13 protein-coding genes and 1 riboswitch are annotated in these 15,834 nt (G+C 59.6%); of the genes, 6 read left to right on the top strand and 7 right to left on the bottom strand.

What is annotated here, in order from left to right; all coding sequences use genetic code 11:
* Nucleotides 1-76: 76 nt before the first annotated feature.
* Nucleotides 77-3,991, bottom strand: a complete 3,915-nt coding sequence (locus UM93_RS08015) for an endo-alpha-N-acetylgalactosaminidase family protein (protein ID WP_045074876.1) — start codon at nt 3,989-3,991, stop codon at nt 77-79.
* Nucleotides 3,992-4,271: 280 nt separating this feature from the next.
* On the opposite strand from UM93_RS08015, the gene UM93_RS08010 reads away from it, so the two are divergent.
* The 5 genes from UM93_RS08010 to UM93_RS07990 are packed head-to-tail and all read left to right on the top strand — an operon-like array spanning nt 4,272 to nt 8,762.
* Nucleotides 4,272-5,189, top strand: a complete 918-nt coding sequence (locus UM93_RS08010) for an SIS domain-containing protein (protein WP_045074874.1) — start codon at nt 4,272-4,274, stop codon at nt 5,187-5,189.
* An 18-nt stretch (nt 5,190-5,207) separates the two neighbouring features.
* Nucleotides 5,208-6,194, top strand: coding sequence for an ROK family protein (locus UM93_RS08005; protein WP_045074872.1), 987 nt, complete (start codon nt 5,208-5,210; stop codon nt 6,192-6,194).
* 8 nt (nt 6,195-6,202) lie between these two features.
* Nucleotides 6,203-7,129 carry a 1-phosphofructokinase family hexose kinase gene (locus tag UM93_RS08000; RefSeq protein ID WP_324606750.1) on the top strand — a complete coding sequence of 309 codons (927 nt, stop codon included), beginning with the start codon at nt 6,203-6,205 and terminating at the stop codon, nt 7,127-7,129.
* The gene (locus UM93_RS07995) at nt 7,129-7,968 is read left to right on the top strand and encodes a class II fructose-bisphosphate aldolase (RefSeq protein ID WP_045074869.1); all 840 of its coding nucleotides are present in this window, start codon (nt 7,129-7,131) and stop codon (nt 7,966-7,968) included. Before UM93_RS08000 ends, UM93_RS07995 begins: the two co-directional genes overlap by 1 nt.
* Nucleotides 7,969-7,970: 2 nt before the next feature.
* Complete coding sequence (locus UM93_RS07990) at nt 7,971-8,762, top strand: DeoR/GlpR family DNA-binding transcription regulator (protein ID WP_045074868.1); 792 nt, start codon at nt 7,971-7,973, stop codon at nt 8,760-8,762.
* Here UM93_RS07990 and UM93_RS07985 read toward each other — a convergent pair.
* From UM93_RS07985 to UM93_RS07965, 5 genes are all read right to left on the bottom strand, one after another.
* Nucleotides 8,759-8,995 carry a PLD nuclease N-terminal domain-containing protein gene (locus UM93_RS07985; RefSeq protein WP_045074867.1) on the bottom strand — a complete coding sequence of 79 codons (237 nt, stop codon included), beginning with the start codon at nt 8,993-8,995 and terminating at the stop codon, nt 8,759-8,761. The genes UM93_RS07990 and UM93_RS07985 overlap by 4 nt on opposite strands.
* A 27-nt stretch (nt 8,996-9,022) precedes the next feature.
* Nucleotides 9,023-10,294: an iron uptake transporter deferrochelatase/peroxidase subunit gene (gene efeB / locus UM93_RS07980; RefSeq protein ID WP_045074865.1), complete on the bottom strand. Its 1,272-nt coding sequence runs from the start codon at nt 10,292-10,294 to the stop codon at nt 9,023-9,025.
* Complete coding sequence (gene efeO / locus UM93_RS07975; RefSeq protein WP_234399406.1) at nt 10,295-11,554, bottom strand: iron uptake system protein EfeO; 1,260 nt, start codon at nt 11,552-11,554, stop codon at nt 10,295-10,297. It lies immediately after the preceding gene.
* Nucleotides 11,547-13,160, bottom strand: coding sequence for an iron uptake transporter permease EfeU (gene efeU, locus UM93_RS17455; protein ID WP_082057060.1), 1,614 nt, complete (start codon nt 13,158-13,160; stop codon nt 11,547-11,549). Before efeU ends, efeO begins: the two co-directional genes overlap by 8 nt.
* A gap of 136 nt (nt 13,161-13,296) precedes the next feature.
* Nucleotides 13,297-13,983, bottom strand: a complete 687-nt coding sequence (locus tag UM93_RS07965) for a histidine phosphatase family protein (RefSeq protein ID WP_052663929.1) — start codon at nt 13,981-13,983, stop codon at nt 13,297-13,299.
* Between the two features lie 46 nt (nt 13,984-14,029).
* Between UM93_RS07965 and UM93_RS07960 the strand changes: the two genes are divergently transcribed.
* On the top strand, nt 14,030-14,773 hold the full coding sequence (locus UM93_RS07960) for a CPBP family intramembrane glutamic endopeptidase (protein ID WP_045074860.1): 744 nt from the start codon (nt 14,030-14,032) through the stop codon (nt 14,771-14,773).
* Nucleotides 14,774-14,871: 98 nt separating this feature from the next.
* On the opposite strand, the gene UM93_RS07955 is transcribed toward UM93_RS07960, so the two are convergent.
* Complete coding sequence (locus UM93_RS07955; protein ID WP_045074858.1) at nt 14,872-15,510, bottom strand: VOC family protein; 639 nt, start codon at nt 15,508-15,510, stop codon at nt 14,872-14,874.
* Between the two features lie 150 nt (nt 15,511-15,660).
* A riboswitch (SAM riboswitch) is annotated at nt 15,661-15,803 on the top strand.
* Nucleotides 15,804-15,834 lie beyond the last annotated feature (31 nt).

The raw sequence follows: 15,834 nt of genomic DNA, 5'->3' as shown, positions 1-15,834 counted from the left end.
TGGAGGGTGGTTTGGCCCGCGGTCCAAACCACCCTCCATTGTTCTTCGCTGACTAAGTGGCGACTTTAGCTAGTGATTAGCTGCCGCACTGGAACTGTGCGTCGGCCCAATCCGCCCAGTCATTACCGTTGCTTGGCGTTGAAAAACCAACTTTGAGATCCACGTACTTCACTCCGCTCAGTGGAACACTAATGCTGACCGGAGTGCCGCCGCCCTTCAAGGTGGGGGAGGTGTAGAGCACTTTGCCGTCGCCGACTACTGAGAACTCCACCGCACCCTTGGTCTTTTGGATGTCGTCAATGCCGATCACCGAGCTGAAAGCCGTGCACTGCGCACCCAGATAGTAGCGAACGCTCGAAGCCGCATGCGCACCAAGTCCTTTGGCATAGACCTTCCCGCCCAGGGTCAGCGGCGGGCCGTCACCTTCACCTTGCTCACCATTTGCCTGGTCCTTTTCTAGCGGACCCCAGCCGTTGCTCGGGGTGCCGATCCACTGCAGATCAGAGGCATAGGTGTTCTTGCTCGGCGGCTGAGGCAGCGTGTAGACCTTAGCCTCAGCTGAGGCATTGCGCTGTCCGAGCGGGGCCACCGTGGTGCTGTACCCAGCGTTGGCCTGCACCGAATAGTTGCCGTCTGCACTAGCTGGCACCTTGACCTTCCACTGTGTGGTCAGGGTGCCGCCGGAGGGCAGCGTGGCTGCCGTGGCTGGTGTGCTGGCGATCGCCGTCCAACCTTCGGGCAGTTTCAGCGCCACCGAGAGATTGCTGATCGGTGCGGCCTCGGTGCTCTTGAAGGTAGTGCTGAAGCTGTTCTCGGTGCCCTGCTCGATCACCGGCTGATTCGAAACTACCGAAAGCGAGGCGCAGGCTGGAGTTTCGCTGGACGCTCCGAGGTCCTCGACCAGGAAATTATCCAGGGTGAATTCGGCGCCAGCGCTGCTACCAGTACGGGAAAGCCCGACCCAATTGGGTCCGCAACCGCTGGCGGTAAAGGTCTGATTCCAGCGAGTAGTTTCGGTGGCGACCGGGATAGCGTTGCTCGAGGTCTGCACGGTGCTGCCGCCGTTGTCGTAACCGCTCACCCAGGCGTATTGATTCGCTAGCGAGGACTGGTAATCGAAGGAAACCTTGTACTGGTGGCCGGGCTGCAGGGGCAGCGTGTAGTTGCTGGTGCGATACACCAAACCCTGATTCTCTTCATGCGAGTGCAGGGAGTACTGACCGGCCAGAGTGTCGGAGGTGGTCTTAGCATTCCAGCCCGACTGGGTATACGGAGCGTTCAGTTTGGCAATGTGGGTGCGCGGATCGGTGACGCCACCGGCGTCGCCCTTAACAAAAGGCCCCCAACCTTGATCGACACCCTCAAAGTCTTCGGAAAGCACGCCGGAGGTTGGCACCCTGACCGTTTTCACCATTCTGACATCGTCGATACGCACAGCGGCATCGCCAGCCCCAGCGGAGATGCTGAGCTTGGCGGTTTGGCCCGGGCGTAAATCGACGAGAACCCGGATTCGTTGGAAGTAACTGCCCGATTTATCATCGGCAGCAACTTGGTTCTTCGCCCCGGAGCTGTCGACGATGACGCTGACCGGCTTGCCGCCGCTCGGCGTCACGCTTAGCGTGGTGGCCCGTTTCTTGCCCGGCTCAATTTCCAACCAAGCGCTGACCGAATAGGTTCCGGCCTGCTGTACGGGCTGCAGGGTCTGCGAGATGCTGGAGGCATCCTGACCAAGTTTGGCCACCAGCAGCCCCTTAGCGGTGCGTTGCACGGCGGCACCGCCGGTAGGCTTCCAGGCTTTGAGCGTGTTGGCGTCAAAACCAGGATCCTGAATCGGTGTGCCAACACCATACTTCACCGCCGGAACCGTTTTCCGGGCGCCCTCCGGAACCAGCACATACGCCTGATTGGCAGCCGAGCTGAGGGTGACCTGACCATTGACCACCGGAACGCTGCCGACCAACTCGCGGCCAGTATCGGTCAGCTTGTACTGCAGCAGGTGGTCAGCATTGGCAAAATCAGGAGTGAGCTGCCAGCTAGTGCTACCGCCCTTCAAGCTGTAGTGGTACAGCTTGTTCTGCTGTGTGCTGTTCTTCGCGCCGGGGCCAAATTTGACGGCTGCGGCTGACCAAGGCAGCAAGTAGTCATTGCCTTTCAACACGGCGACACCGTTCTGGCTGATCACCCGATCAGCCAGTGAGGTGCCGTTAATGCTGAGGCCACCGGTCAGGGAGATATTGCCGGGTGTCCAGGAAGTGATTTCTTGCTGCTGCAGGAATTTCACCGGGACATTGTTGTTCCACACGTTCTTCAGGAAGGCATTGTAGTCATTCTGGCCGGTCCAACCCTCCCATTCCACGATGTGGCTGGTGCCCAGCAACGGGTCTGGGTTCCAGATATCGCGCTGCGAGTTATCGACAAAACGCAGGATCTGTGAGTTCCAGCCCTTATTATCGCTGCCGCCGTAGTTTTCATCGTTGGCCCAGTGTGACCAGGTGTTGTTCGCGGTCATCGCGGTGCCAAATTCACTAGCCACCGAGAAACCGGCATCACTCAGGCTCTTTTGTAGCCGATACGATTTCCAGCCGCTCTCATAGAACACATCGACGTAGGCCATGGTCAGGTTGGCATTCGTCTCGGTGCGTAACTGTTGTACCCGGGCATTTTGGCTGCCGGAGAGGATGTCCTTTTGCTGATCGATGTAATAGGACTGATCCAGCCAGTTCCAGCCCTTCTTGGTCTTATCGACGAAACCGTCATTGAAGGAGTTCGCCTCAGGGTAAGCCTCGGTGTTGTTAATGTGCACCCCGAAGGTTGCCCCATAAGCCGCGCCACCTTGCAGCAGTTGATTGAGATCGCCCAGGCCACCGGCTCGCGTGTTGTAGTTTCCGCCGAAGTCAGAATTGGCCGAGTCGTGACCCTCCGAGGTGTAACCCTTGAGGAGCGCCATTTGACCGAGACCATCGGTGGCGAGCGAAATATGCTTCACATCATCGAGTGTTTTGAGGAAGGGGTGAGTGGCTTGCGAGGCGAAATTGAAGGGAATATGGGTAATGACGCGGTTCTTCACATCAGCTGCGCCAGCGGGTTTGGTTTCGATGCCGCGATAGGCAATCGCGCCGTCTTGCCAGTCGACCCTGCCATCGGAGTTTGCATCACCGGTGATCACGACCTTGCTCCAAGGTAGTTCTTCGGTCTGCTCGGAGCCGTTAGCGCGGTATAGCCACGCCCCCGAGGAAATTCCCATTTTGACCCCGCCTGCGCCGTCCGAAACGGCCTGCCGCCAGAACTTGCCGCGCTCCGAGGGTGCACTTGGGCTACCAGAATCGTAGAGCGAATTGTTCTCGAAACCAGCCGCTAGCTGACCGTTGCTGGCAAGGGAGAGTTTCGCCGATTTCGCACTGGCATCTAGCGGGGTGCTGGCATTGATGGCGGTGATGGTGTCTCCGGAAACAGCACGGTTGACCGAGACGACGGCCGAGGCGACGCTAGCCTGCGGGTCCTTGGAAGAGACAGTGACAAGATCTTGGTTCTTGATTTGCAGGTTATTGACCCGGTTCTCCGGGGTGTCGGTGATCTTGGTGATATTGAAACTCACCGTTTGGGCCTGCACGCTGAGCTGGGCTGAGAGCGAAACGCCGCTCAGCTTGCTGGGAGTCAGTTCGTACTCCATGGTGCGAGCATCGATCTTTTTGCTGCTGACCGTGACCGGTTGATCGACCCCGTTGATGGTGATCTGCTGTGTTATTGAGCTGGCGCCGCTGAGTTGTTTGCGGCTGGAGACCTCGGTGTAGCTCAGCGCCTGTGGGAAGGTCTTAGAGACCACGACCCGAAGCTGCCCGGAACTGATCTGCTCGGCGTTGGCGGGTAGCACCCCGCCAGGGGCCGCCGAGGCGCTGCCCGCGGTCAATGCCAGGCCGCCGAAGGAGAGGGCTGCGGCGGAGAGAAACGCCAGGCCCTGACGGGTCAAGGCGGCGGAAACGACTGCACTCATAAGGAAACTCTTTCTGCACGAGGCCGAGCTGTGAATGCTCTTTAGTGTGCCTGAGTGTGTTCTCAATCACAAGGGTTTTAATCACAAAAATGATCATTTGGCGCTGTTGATTGCTCGAAATACACCAAAAGACATCATGTTAAGTCACTCATGGTAGGCTTTGATTAGTCTGTTTTGAGCTAGCTACGCGGCCTCGAACCCGCTCCAGCGCAGCGTTTTTTAACAAAGCAGGCACGATGGGAACAACGGTTTTCTGACTTTGATCGAGGAGAATGTCTCTATGACTGAACAGCTCGCCCGCGGTGGCGTCTTTATGGAGGCCGAGCTGCGTAGCCAGCCGGATGTTTGGCGTCAGGCCATTGCGCAGTCTGAGGCTGAGCAACAGGACGGTCAGCGATTGCTGCCACCGAACGGCGCCCGGGTTGCCGTGATTGGTTGTGGCACCTCCTGGTTCATGGCGCAGAGCTATGCCGTCGCTCGCGAATCCGCCGGCCTGGGTGAGACAGACGCTTTTACCGCCACCGAGGCTTTTCTGGACCGCGGCTACGACGCCGTGATCGCGCTGACCCGTTCCGGTACCACCACCGAGGTGCTTGCAGTACTGGAACAAATCAAAGGCAAACTGCCCAGCACCCTGATCGTGGGTGACATTGACTCACCCGCAGTCGCGCTGGCAGATTCCGTGGTGAAGCTTCCCTATGCGGACGAGCGCTCAGTGGTGCAGACCCGTTTTGCCACCACCGCATTGTGCTACCTACTCAGCAGCCTCGGCATCGACCTGGAACCGGCGATTGCCGATGCCGAGCGAGCCCTTGCCGAGGACATTTCAGCTGAACTTATTGCCGCCGAACAATTCAGCTTCCTGGGTCAGGGCTGGACGAACGGTCTCGCTCAAGAGGCAGCCTTGAAAATGCGTGAAGCCGTGCAGGGCTGGACCGAGGCCTACCCGGCGATGGAATACCGCCATGGCCCGATCTCGATTGCCGCTCCCGGCCGAGTGACCTGGATGCTGGGCGAAGCGCCGAGCGGGCTGGCCGAGGAGGTACAGCGCACCGGCGCTAGCTTCATCGCCAAAGCAGCACATCCGCTGGCCGAGCTGGTATTGATCCACCGGGTGGCCTTGGATCGAGCGCGAGCACGGGGCCTGGACCCGGACTCGCCGCGTAACTTGAGCCGCTCAGTCATTCTGGACGACTAGCGCCAATAGACTTTTGGCATGACGATTCCTCACAGTGTGAGGGCCATTTTGGCCTTCGACGTCGGCGGTACCGATACTAAGGCAGGCCTGGTTCTATCAGCTGCTCCCGGCGAAATTCCGGAGATCCGTGACATTCAACGCTTCCCGACCGCTTTGGACGCCGAGCAGCCGGGGGAGGTGCTGGTGGAGTTCTTAGCCGGATTGGTGGACCGTTACACTGCCGCGCATCCCGAGTTCGCGGTAGATGCGATCGGCGTCAGTGTTCCCGGCCTGGTCGATGAGCAGCAGGGCATTGGTATCTACGCGGCTAACTTGGGCTGGCGGGATTATCCTTTCAAAGCCAGCTTGCAGGAACGTTTAGCTAGACCGGTGGCCTTTGGCCACGACGTCGGAGTGGCTGGCGATGCCGAAGTGGCGTTGGGGGCCGGCCAGGGGGCCGAGAACGCGATGATCCTGGTGGTGGGCACCGGGATCGCTGCCGCTCTTTACGTTGACGGGCGCAGGCTTCGCGCCGCAGGGTATGCCGGTGAGGTGGGGCACGCGATGGCCCCCGCACCGGGCGGCGGTTTGAAGATTATGGAAGCCACTGGCTCGGCCGGCGCAATTACCCGACGGTACGCGGCAGCCAGCACAGGTTTCATTGGCGGCGCTCGTGAAGTGTTGGAACGGGCCCAGCACGGCGATGCACTGGCGGCCGGTATTTGGAGCGAAGCGATCGCTGCGCTGGCTTTTTCAATTGCCCAGGCAGTGGCGATGATCGGGGTAAGCAAGGTAGTGATTGGTGGTGGTCTGGCGGAATCCGGAGCGGCGCTTTTCGAGCCGCTCGCCGCCGAGATCGATAAGCTTTTGACCTTCCAGCCTCGGCCCAGCTTGATCAAGGCCAGTCTGGGCCAGGACGCTGGACTGATCGGCTCGGCGCTTAATGCGCAAGCGTTATTGGCACAGCAAGACGAGTCATTGAGCGTTTCAACGGATAATGGCGAAGGGCTGGAAGCCATCCTATGATCCTGACCTTGACCCCCAACCCAGCGATTGATCTGACCTATCGAGTGAACGGGCTCGTACCGGGTGAGTCACACCGGGTGCCGGCTCCGTTGAACCGAGCCGGTGGAAAAGGTATTAATGTCTCACGAGTGCTGCATTCACAGGGGATTTCGAGCCGGATTGTGGCCACTGCGGGAGGCCAGACCGGAGAGCAGCTCGCCACGGAATTGCGCTCCGATGGCTTGTCGCTCCGCTTGATTCCGGTGCAATCCGACACCCGGCGCACCATTGCACTGGTTGACGAGGCCAGCGGTCTGACCAGCATCTTTAATGAGCGCGGTCTCGAATTGGACGCTGCTGAATGGCAATCGGTGGCCGATGTGGTTGCTGACGAACTGGTTGGCGCCCAGATCCTGGTCGCCTCGGGCTCTTTACCGCCCGGTGCGCCAGCCGACTTTTATCCTGGGCTTATTGCCCTCGCTCGGCATCTCGGCGTGTCAGCTGTGATCGACACCTCGGGGGCTGGTTTGCTTTCCGCGGCCAGCGCCGGGGCGGAGTTGTTAAAGCCGAACCGGGCGGAATTGCTTGAGGCGACTGGTGAGCGGGAGCTAAGCGCCGGTGCTCGGGTATTGCTGCGACTAGGCGCCAAGCGACTATTGGTCAGCGACGGCGAGAACGGCATGCTGGCTTTTGAAAACGGGGTAGCCGGGCACCTCAGCGCCCGACTGCCTGAGCCGCTTTCCGGGAACCCGACCGGGGCCGGGGATGCTGCCGTCGCCGGGGCCGCGTCAATCATGGCTGAGGCTCGGCAGGCAGCCAAGCCCGTGGTACTAGAACAGATGTTGCGCCGCGCCGCCGCCTGGGGCTCTGCAGCCGTGCTAATGCCCGGTGCCGGTGAAATTTCCGAACGTTGGACCGAGCTAGAAGCCACTTTGATCCTGGAGGAACATCACTAATGCCACTTGTGTCGACCCGCGAAATCATGGCCGAGGCAGTCGTTGGAAGCTACGGCCAGGGAGCCTTTAATGTGCTTCACCTGGAAACCATTGAGGGGCTGATCAGCGGGGCTGAGCACGCAGAGCTCCCGCTGATTCTGCAGATCTCAGAGAACTGCGTTGCGTATCACGGTGGCCTAGAACCGATTGCAACAGCGACGCTGGCTGCGGCGCGAGCGGCGGAGGTGCCGATTGCTGTGCATTTGGACCATGCGGAATCGGAAGAGCTGGCAATTGCCGCGATTGATCTGGGCTTCGGCTCGGTGATGTACGACGGCGCGAAACTCGATTATCCCGACAATGTCGCAGCCACTCGCCGGATTTCCGACTATGCGCACGAGCGTGGCGTTTACGTCGAGGCAGAACTGGGGGAGGTGGGCGGAAAGGATGGCGCACACGCCCCCGGAGTGTTGACTGATCCGCAGGAAGCCGCGTCCTTTGTTGCCGAGACAGCGGTTGATGCGCTCGCCGTCGCAGTCGGTTCCTCGCATGCGATGACCGAGCGCAGCGCGGCACTCAACCTGGAACGCATCGCCGAATTGCACGCCGCCTTAGAAGTTCCACTGGTACTCCATGGTTCCTCCGGCGTGGCGGATCCGGTTTTGGTGCAGGGGATTGCGGCGGGCATGCGTAAAATCAATGTTTCAACCCATTTGAACGGATTCTTCACCCGGGCGGTCCGAGAATATCTCGCGGAACATCCGGAAACCGTGGACTCGCGGAAGTATCTGGCGGCGGGTAGGGCAGCTTTGGTTCCCGAAGTTGCTCGACTGTTGAGGCTGTTTCACGAAAGAGGTTAGTGATGATTCGCAGTGAGCGCTTGACCGCAATTTTGGACCTGTTGGCACAGACCGGCCGGATCGACGTTGAGGATTTGGTCACTAAGCTCGGCATCTCCCCGGCAACCGCGCGGCGAGATCTCGATTCACTTGCCAGTGAGCGACTGCTGAGCCGGACCCGCGGTGGCGCGGTGGCCGGTTCAGTCTCTTACGATTTGCCGGGTCGCTACAACCGTGATGATCACGCCAGCCAAAAACATCAGATTGCTCTTGCGGCCAGCGAACTAATTCCGCGTGGCGCGGTGATCGGCTTATGCGGTGGCACCACTTCGACGGCACTAGCCCAAGTGCTCTCGACTCGCGATGACTTGGCTGAGCCCTCTAATAAACCGACCCTGACGGTGGTCACCAACGCGATTAACATCGCCGCTCAGCTGGCGGTGCGACCAAACTTCAAGATTATGGTCTCCGGTGGCATCGTGAATCCGCGCTCCTACGAATTGGTGGGGCCTTATACCGACATCATCCTGCAGAAAGTCGCCCTGGACTTCGCCTTTATCGGAGTGAATGGCATTGATCCGGTGGTCGGCCCGACGGTGACCGACGAGGGGGAGGCCACCGTGAACTCGTTAATGGCTCGGCGCGCGGCGGATGCTTATATGCTGGCCGATTCCTCGAAGATCGGCCAGCGGGCCTTTGCCACCATGGAGGGATACCACTTCCGACGGCTGATTACCGATTCCGGAGTGACCGATGAGCAGGTCGCGGCCTTTGCCGCGAATGACATTGAGGTGCTGGTAGCTCCCGAAGCCTAGCGTCGAGGCAGGAAGCCTTGCTGCCAATGGCGTCGTCCCAGCAACCAGCTGGCGCTGCCAAGCAGGGGTAGTGCCAGCACAATCAGGGCCCAGAGGAGCTTGTACTGGGGTGTCAGGATCGACCGAGCAATGCTGATCCAAGCCCAGAGAGCCAGCGCAAAGAAAAGCACGGCCAACAGGATCTGCCAGGCCTCGGCCCAGAACGGAATGATCGGATTGACGCTTTCGCCCATGAAGCGATCATCTCACGCGCCGGTGAACTAGCTGAAGAACTCCTGACCGAAATATTTCCCGGCCTCCGGCAAGCCACGCGGCACCGCGAACAACGCCGAGCCAACGTGCCTAATGTACTCATTGAGCCGGTCAGAAGCTCCGAGCTTTGATTGCAAGCTAATGAACTGCTGCGGATCCTTCTGGAAGCTTAGGAAGAACAAGCCTGCGTCTAAACGTCCTACGCTGTCGATGCCATCGGTGAAGTTGTAGCCCCTACGCAGGATTTTCGTCCCGCCGTTGTTCTCGTGAGCGGCCAAGGCAATATGCGAGTCCGCCGGAATCACTGGCTTGCCGTCCGTCCCGGTGGCCTTGAAATCGGGAGTGTCGTGTTCTTGTTTTCCGGTGAGCGGCGCACCTTCGGTCTTATTCCGGCCAAACACCGCGTGCTGGTCGGCGATATAGTCGGCGTCCCAGGTCTCGATTAACATATGAATTTTTCGCGCCACCAGGTAACTGCCGCCGTCCATCCAGGATTGATCCGAGTCCTCGACCCAGACATGCTCCTGGAGGTCCTCCGGCGTGGTGATATTGCGGGTGCCGTCTTTGAAACCCATGAGATTGCGCGGGGTGGATTGATTAGCTCCGGCCGAGGCCCGGCCGAAGCCCAATACTGTCCAGCGGGTCTTCACCTGAGTCCGAGCCATCCGGGCCAGGTTACGGACCGCGTGATAAGCCACCTGTGGGTCATAGGCGCAGGCCTGGATGCATAAATCACCGCCCACATAAGCGGGGTCGAGCGATTCTCCGGCCATCGCGGGCAGGTCTTTGAGCAGCTTCGGCTTGAATTTAGCCAGCCCAAAGCGCTGGTCGAAAAGCGAAGGTCCGAAACCGAGGGTCAGGGTTAGGCCTTGCGGTCCCATTCCCATTGCCTCGCCGGTATCCACCGGGACGGCCTGTTCACGGGCTGGTTCAACATTGCCCACCGGCTCTCCCGCGCACATCTGGGCCATCGCGGCGCTCCACTTAGCCAACACTAGCTGCAGCTCGGTGGCGCTCTGCGTGGTCAGATCAAAAGACATGAAGACCAGATGATCCTGAGGTGGGGTGGCGATACCCGCCTGATGGGCGTCGTAAAAGGCATAACGCCGCTCGGAAATCGGTTCGCTGGGCGCTGGCTCGGCGTGTAGCGAGTTGGCTACTAAAGCCCCGCCAGCAGCACCAACAGCGAGCGCCCCAGCCGCCGATACCGTTGCTCCGGCGCCGAAAAACCTCCGACGGGACACCCCGTCGGAGGTTTCGGTTGATTCGTGGGAACTCATCTAGGCGGTGGCAACCTTTTCGGCGATTTTGGAGAGCGGAGCCTGCAAGGACTGGATCAACTGGGTTAGCTTCTTGGCATCCGAGGCCTTCAGCGCTGCATCGTAAATCTTATAGCCGCCAATCGCAGAGGCATCCTTGTACCCGTCCAAAGCCTTAGTGACTTCGTCGAATTTAGCGCTGATGGTGTTGGTCAGATCGGCGTCGATCTTGCTCAGCGCAGGTTTGAGGTATTCAAAGGACTGCTGGGAACCTTCAATATTCGCGACAAAGTCGACCAAGTCAATGTGGCTGTACGCCTCTTCCTCGCCGGTGATCTTTGACGACTGGACTTCCTCGAGTAGACCCGAGGCGCCATTGGCCAACTCTTCGGCCTTGTACTTCAGGCCAGCGGTCAGGGATTTCAGTTTGGCAATGTTTCCCACCAGACCTGCGGCCAACGCCTTGGTATTGGCGGTGATTGTCTTGGCTTCGAAGATATCCTTCTCAATCGGGTGGAAACCAGTCCACTTGGTGCCCGGTTGCACGTCGGCGATCCGCAAGTCGAGGGCGGGGTCGAGGTCGGGGAAGCTCTCGGCAACCGGTTCGATCCGCTCGTAGAATGGCCGCGCCTTGGCGTAGGCGAGCTGCGCCGCGTTGACGTCTCCGGAATCAATTGCGGCTTTCAGTTCATCGACTGCGCCGACCAAGGAGTCGACTTGGCCGTCAACGTACTTCGCATAACCATCGGTGCCAGCCTTGAGCTGTTCGGCGACCGAGTTCCCGGCGCTCGCGGCACTGCCGGTGACGGTGAAGGCGGTATTCTCCGGCTCACTGCCCGGGCAGTAGAGCTGATAGCTGCCGCCGCCTAAGGTGACGGTGAAGGAGGAGGGCTTGAGGCCAGGGATCACATTCTCGCGTTCGCCGAGGATGCGCTTATCGCTGAGTAGCTCAACTTCGCTGACACCGGAGGCGTCCTTATTTGATACCTCGAAGGAGACCGGGCCGGCCGGGGCAGAGCTGTGATCCAGCACGCAGACAGCCTTGCCGTCGACATTCTGAATAGTCACCTTGACCTGGGCAGCTCCGTTGGAGACCGGGGCGGCGTCGCCGCTGCTTCCGGTTGTCCCAGTGGCAGCTCCGCTATTGCCGCCGCAAGCAGCTAAGGCCAGCACGGTGAGTGTCCCGAGGCCGGTGATGACAGCCGAACGCAAGGCGCCAGACTTCGGTCGCGGGGTTGCGGATGGATCCGGCAGCCGCAGGGCGGAGCGAGACTTAGACACGTACTGGTCCCTTCGAAGAAGAACCCTGGGGTTCTTGTTGAGTTGATTGTTGTTGTTTGGGAGTCGGATCATTAGTCCGGCCCGTTTGCGGTGAAGATCGCAGTGATTGCAGTGATCGCAATGAGAAGATGAAGAAAACGACTGCGCCCAGCAGCAGCACACCGGGCAGCCACCAGCCCCACAGCACACTCTCGTCCCGCCACTGTGCGGCGTGCTTTAGCGAATTGGCTGCGGCATTATTGCTGGCCTCGGTGCTCTGCCAGTTGCCCTGCGGATTATCGACAGAGATGGTGCGCCTGGTTGGCAGCCCGCCGCCACTGAGCGTCAGCTCGGTGGTGCTTTGTTTGTTCGCCTCAATCAGCTTGCCAGCGGCGAGCCAGACCTCCAGTGTCTCCTGGTGCTGCCAGCCCGCGTTGAACGGTCCGGGGTTGCGTTGCCGATCAACGCCGACCGGCAATCTGCCGCCATTGAGAATGATGAGTTGTTCGAGGGTGAGGTTCTCGGGACGCTGCCCCTCTGCTGGAACGCTAATGCTGAATCGTTGCGCGCTGAGCCCGGAATGGATCGCTGTCTCGCTTGGTGAGCTAGGCAGCGGATAACTGCTCGTATTGCTGCCCGAGCTGAGCGTGAGTTGATCGCCGTTCAGGCTGAGGCTGCCGATTGACTCGTCACCAGCAACAAGTTGTAGTGGCTCGGTGGTAGAGGCAGGGGCTGGCAGCAGCGCGACCAGTGCCGCCAGGGCGACCGCGGTCGCCGCCAAGGAAAGCGCGATGATGCGCTGAAAGCGGGGGAGGGTTTGCGCCGTTGGCCGGAGTTTTTGCGGCCACAGTACAAACAGCAGCATCGGGATGAGGTAGAGCGACCAGCCCAGGACCTCGATCATTCTGGGATCGGCGGGTATTCCGAGCACTCCAGTAAGCAGAGCAGACTGCGGGGAACCGTTTGGTGCCAGCCAGGAAAGATCGATGGTGCTGGCCTGGCCGATGGTCAGCCAGCCAGCTTCATGTGCGGTGCGCAGTGACATCAGCACCAGACCGGCGGCAACCAGTACTAGAAAGACCCCGGTAATCCGGAAGAATCGCGCCATATTGAGTTTCACGCCACCACGGTAGATGCCGTAGCCAATGGCCACCGCGATCAAGACGCCCAGTACCGCCCCTAGCCCGGCGCTCAATGCATCGGTCGAGGATTGGAAGGCTGCCAGCATAAAGACAGAGGTTTCAACGCCTTCGCGCAACACCGCGAGGAACGCCATCACAGCTAGCGCTGCGGTGCTGCCGGTACTCAGCGCCCCCGCGGCTTGAGTTTCCAGATCGCCTTTCAAAGAGCGGGCGTTTTTGGACATCCAGAGGATCATCCCGGTGACCATCAACACTGCGATGGCACCGATGATGCTCTCCATCCCTTCCTGCTGAGCTTGCGGCAGCGATGCGGCAATCAGTTCAAGGGTGAGTCCGACGCCGATGCTGATGGCAAGTGCCGTGGCGACGCCAAGCCACATTGCGCCGAGTCCTCTGCCATGGCGTTTCAGGAAGGCGGCAATAATGCCAACGATCATCGCGGCTTCCAAGCCTTCACGTAGGCCAATGACGAGGGTAGCGAGCAAGGACGGACTCCGAGGGCGAAAGAAACCAGCCGAAACTAGGTCGAGCGAGAATAAACCAAGGTAAGGCTACCCTCAAACTAGGCTTTGGTCCTAATTAAGTCATGCCTGAATGCGCTATTGGTGAGGATCGGCTGCGCTAGCTGGGTTTAACTGGAGCTGCGCCCTGCAAAACCGTCTGATTAGGAGCTACCGGTTTCCACTGCTGGAAGCCGGGGGTAAGGAGATAGCGGCCAGCTGGTTGCCGGATGAGGGAGCGGATTTCGGCATTCTCCGGGTTATTGAGCGATTCGAAATATTCGACCGACCAGTGGAACCAGCGCATGCAGAACAGTCTCATGGTCAGCCCGTGGGTGATGAGCAGGGTATTTGGCGCGTAGTCCGGCCGGCTCCAGTGCCGATAGAGCGTCTCGAGGAACGAGGAGATCCGATCATAGACATCCGAGCCGGATTCGCCGTCGCGAAAGCGGTAGAAGAAGTGCCCGTAGGCATTGCGTAGCTCCTTCTGCTCGGCAATGTCCTCAGGGTTCTGGAAGTTGGCCCAGTCCTGTTCACGGAGTCGTGGTTCTTCGAAAATCCGATCGGTGTGCTCCGCTAGACCGAGCGCCTCCAGTGTTTGATAGGCGCGCAAATAAGGCGAAACATAGATGCAGACCTTTTCGCCCGCGAGTTGCTTTCTGATTTCGGCGCCGGCCTTTTCTGCCTGCTCAATGCCCAATCCGGTGAGCGGAATCCGGTAGTCGGGGATCCGGTCGTAAATACTCTGGTCAAGGTTGGCCTCTGACTGGCCGTGTCGCAGCATAATAATCTGCCGGGGCGCGCTCATGTCCTTGAGTGTAGTGCGCGGGGCTGGAAGCTGTTTAATGTGAGCCATGGGAACTGTTCATGCTCTGGCGCGACGCTGGCGGGTAGAAATCCTGATTGTGCTCGGACTTTCGTTGGGAAAATCAGCGATTTACGCCGTCGTCAATCTGGTCGAAAACCTGAGTCGGGCACCCATCTCGCAGGCCACCGCCCAGTTGAACACCCCGAGGATCAACCGGGAATACTTTGACCTGACCTATCAGCTGCTGGACAACTTCTTTGCTTTGGTGCCGGTGGCGCTGGCAATCTATCTGCTTTGGCGGCCACATCGCTCCGGGTTCCGCGCGATCGGTTTTAACTTCAGCAAACCCGGACGCGATGCGCTCTGGGGGATTGGGCTAATGGTGCTGATCGGTCTGCCCTCCTTGGGGCTCTACGCCCTCGGTCGCAGTCTGGGTATCACCGCCCAGATTGTCACCAATTCGCTCAACGACTATTGGTGGACCATCCCGGTGCTGGTGATTTCGGCGCTCCGCAACGCCATCGTCGAGGAAGTTATTGTGGTGGGTTTTCTGCTCACCCGCTTCAAGCAACTCGGCTGGCAGCCCTGGCTGGCTATTGTGGTCAGCTCGCTATTGCGCGGCAGCTACCACCTCTACCAAGGGTTCGGCCCGTTCGTTGGCAACTTCGTAATGGGGCTGATCTTTGGCTGGCTGTACACCCGCACTAAGCGAGTGATGCCGCTAGTGATAGCGCACGCGTTACTCGACATTGCGGCCTTCAGCTTTGGGCGCCAGCTAGGCTTCGGCTAACCGCCGCATTAACGCCGCGAGTTCGCGGTTTCCTCTCGTTTTCGCTAGTAATTACTGGCGAATTGGTGAGAAAACCGCGAACTCGGCGGAAACGAGACTTAGACGGTGACCTGGCCATTGGCGGTCTCGAAGGTGACGCTCATGATGCCCGGCGTGCCATGTGGGGCAATCCACTCCACTGCGACGTCCTCTAGGGGCTTGTCGACGCACTCGCCGAGCCATTCGGTGACTCGCTCGGCGGAGCCAGCAATGGTCAGCTTCGAGAGCTTCACCTCGCTGGGGCGCGCTAGCGAGGGGTGAAGTGAAGGGTCGCCTTCCCACTTGAGCAGATAAGGAACCTGAGGGTCGGCAATCAAACCTTTAATGCCGATCTGCTGCCAGATGAGTTCTTGGCCGTCAGGAAACTTTCGGTTGCCGGGCACCGCGCTGCGGCCCAGGCGTTCTTCAAACGGCAGCAGATCGTCTACCTCGACGCACCAACCCATCCAACCGCCGCCGGCGCTGGAGCGGGCTCGCACTGCCTGGCCGAAGGGGGCTTTGTCGGAGGCGGGATGGTCCAAGACCTCAACCACCTCAAGGTAGTGATGGTTCGTCAGCGGAATAATCATGTTCCGGGTGCCGAAGCGGGGATGCACGCCACCGCGAACGGCCTTTACACCCAAAGCATCCGCGATTCGCTCCGTGGTGGCAGCCAATCCATCTGATTCACAAGCGTAAGAAACGTGATCCATTCGCATGGCAATATCCTTGCACTTTGTGACGCACGTCTCGACTAAGGGCTACCTAAGTATGAGCCCGGTAGCTGCTTCGTAAATCTGAGGAAATGAACTGTCACATTCCCTTCATCTACTTGCTAAGGCCAACTTCAAGCCCGCAGACTTTAGTTAGGTCATGAGTGCCAGCAAAGTTCCATGACTGTGAGTTAGATGGAACGCCTGCCCCGGCTTGCTGGACGGCAACCCTCCTCCGCGGTGGGGTGCCCCGGGTGACGACCAGGCCCTCATCACAAGATGGGGAGCAAGCGCGGTCTCTCCTCTTGGGACGTCAATGACGGCTACCCG

It is taken from the genome of Psychromicrobium lacuslunae (genome assembly GCF_000950575.1).
GTDB classification, from domain to species: domain Bacteria; phylum Actinomycetota; class Actinomycetes; order Actinomycetales; family Micrococcaceae; genus Renibacterium; species Renibacterium lacuslunae.
Note: the sequence above shows the minus strand (reverse complement) of the source record. Positions and strands in the feature narration are given on the sequence as shown.

Excerpts from the sequence above, each read along its gene's own strand:
- UM93_RS08015 (WP_045074876.1), bottom strand. The coding sequence starts at position 3,991 with ATGAGTGCAGTCGTTTCCGCCGCCTTGACCCGTCAGGGCCTGGCGTTT.
- UM93_RS08010 (WP_045074874.1), top strand. The coding sequence starts at position 4,272 with ATGACTGAACAGCTCGCCCGCGGTGGCGTCTTTATGGAGGCCGAGCTG.
- UM93_RS08005 (WP_045074872.1), top strand. The coding sequence starts at position 5,208 with ATGACGATTCCTCACAGTGTGAGGGCCATTTTGGCCTTCGACGTCGGC.
- UM93_RS07995 (WP_045074869.1), top strand. The coding sequence starts at position 7,129 with ATGCCACTTGTGTCGACCCGCGAAATCATGGCCGAGGCAGTCGTTGGA.
- UM93_RS07990 (WP_045074868.1), top strand. The coding sequence starts at position 7,971 with ATGATTCGCAGTGAGCGCTTGACCGCAATTTTGGACCTGTTGGCACAG.
- UM93_RS07985 (WP_045074867.1), bottom strand. The coding sequence starts at position 8,995 with ATGGGCGAAAGCGTCAATCCGATCATTCCGTTCTGGGCCGAGGCCTGG.
- efeB (WP_045074865.1), bottom strand. The coding sequence starts at position 10,294 with ATGAGTTCCCACGAATCAACCGAAACCTCCGACGGGGTGTCCCGTCGG.
- UM93_RS07965 (WP_052663929.1), bottom strand. The coding sequence starts at position 13,983 with ATGAGCGCGCCCCGGCAGATTATTATGCTGCGACACGGCCAGTCAGAG.
- UM93_RS07960 (WP_045074860.1), top strand. The coding sequence starts at position 14,030 with ATGGGAACTGTTCATGCTCTGGCGCGACGCTGGCGGGTAGAAATCCTG.
- UM93_RS07955 (WP_045074858.1), bottom strand. The coding sequence starts at position 15,510 with ATGCGAATGGATCACGTTTCTTACGCTTGTGAATCAGATGGATTGGCT.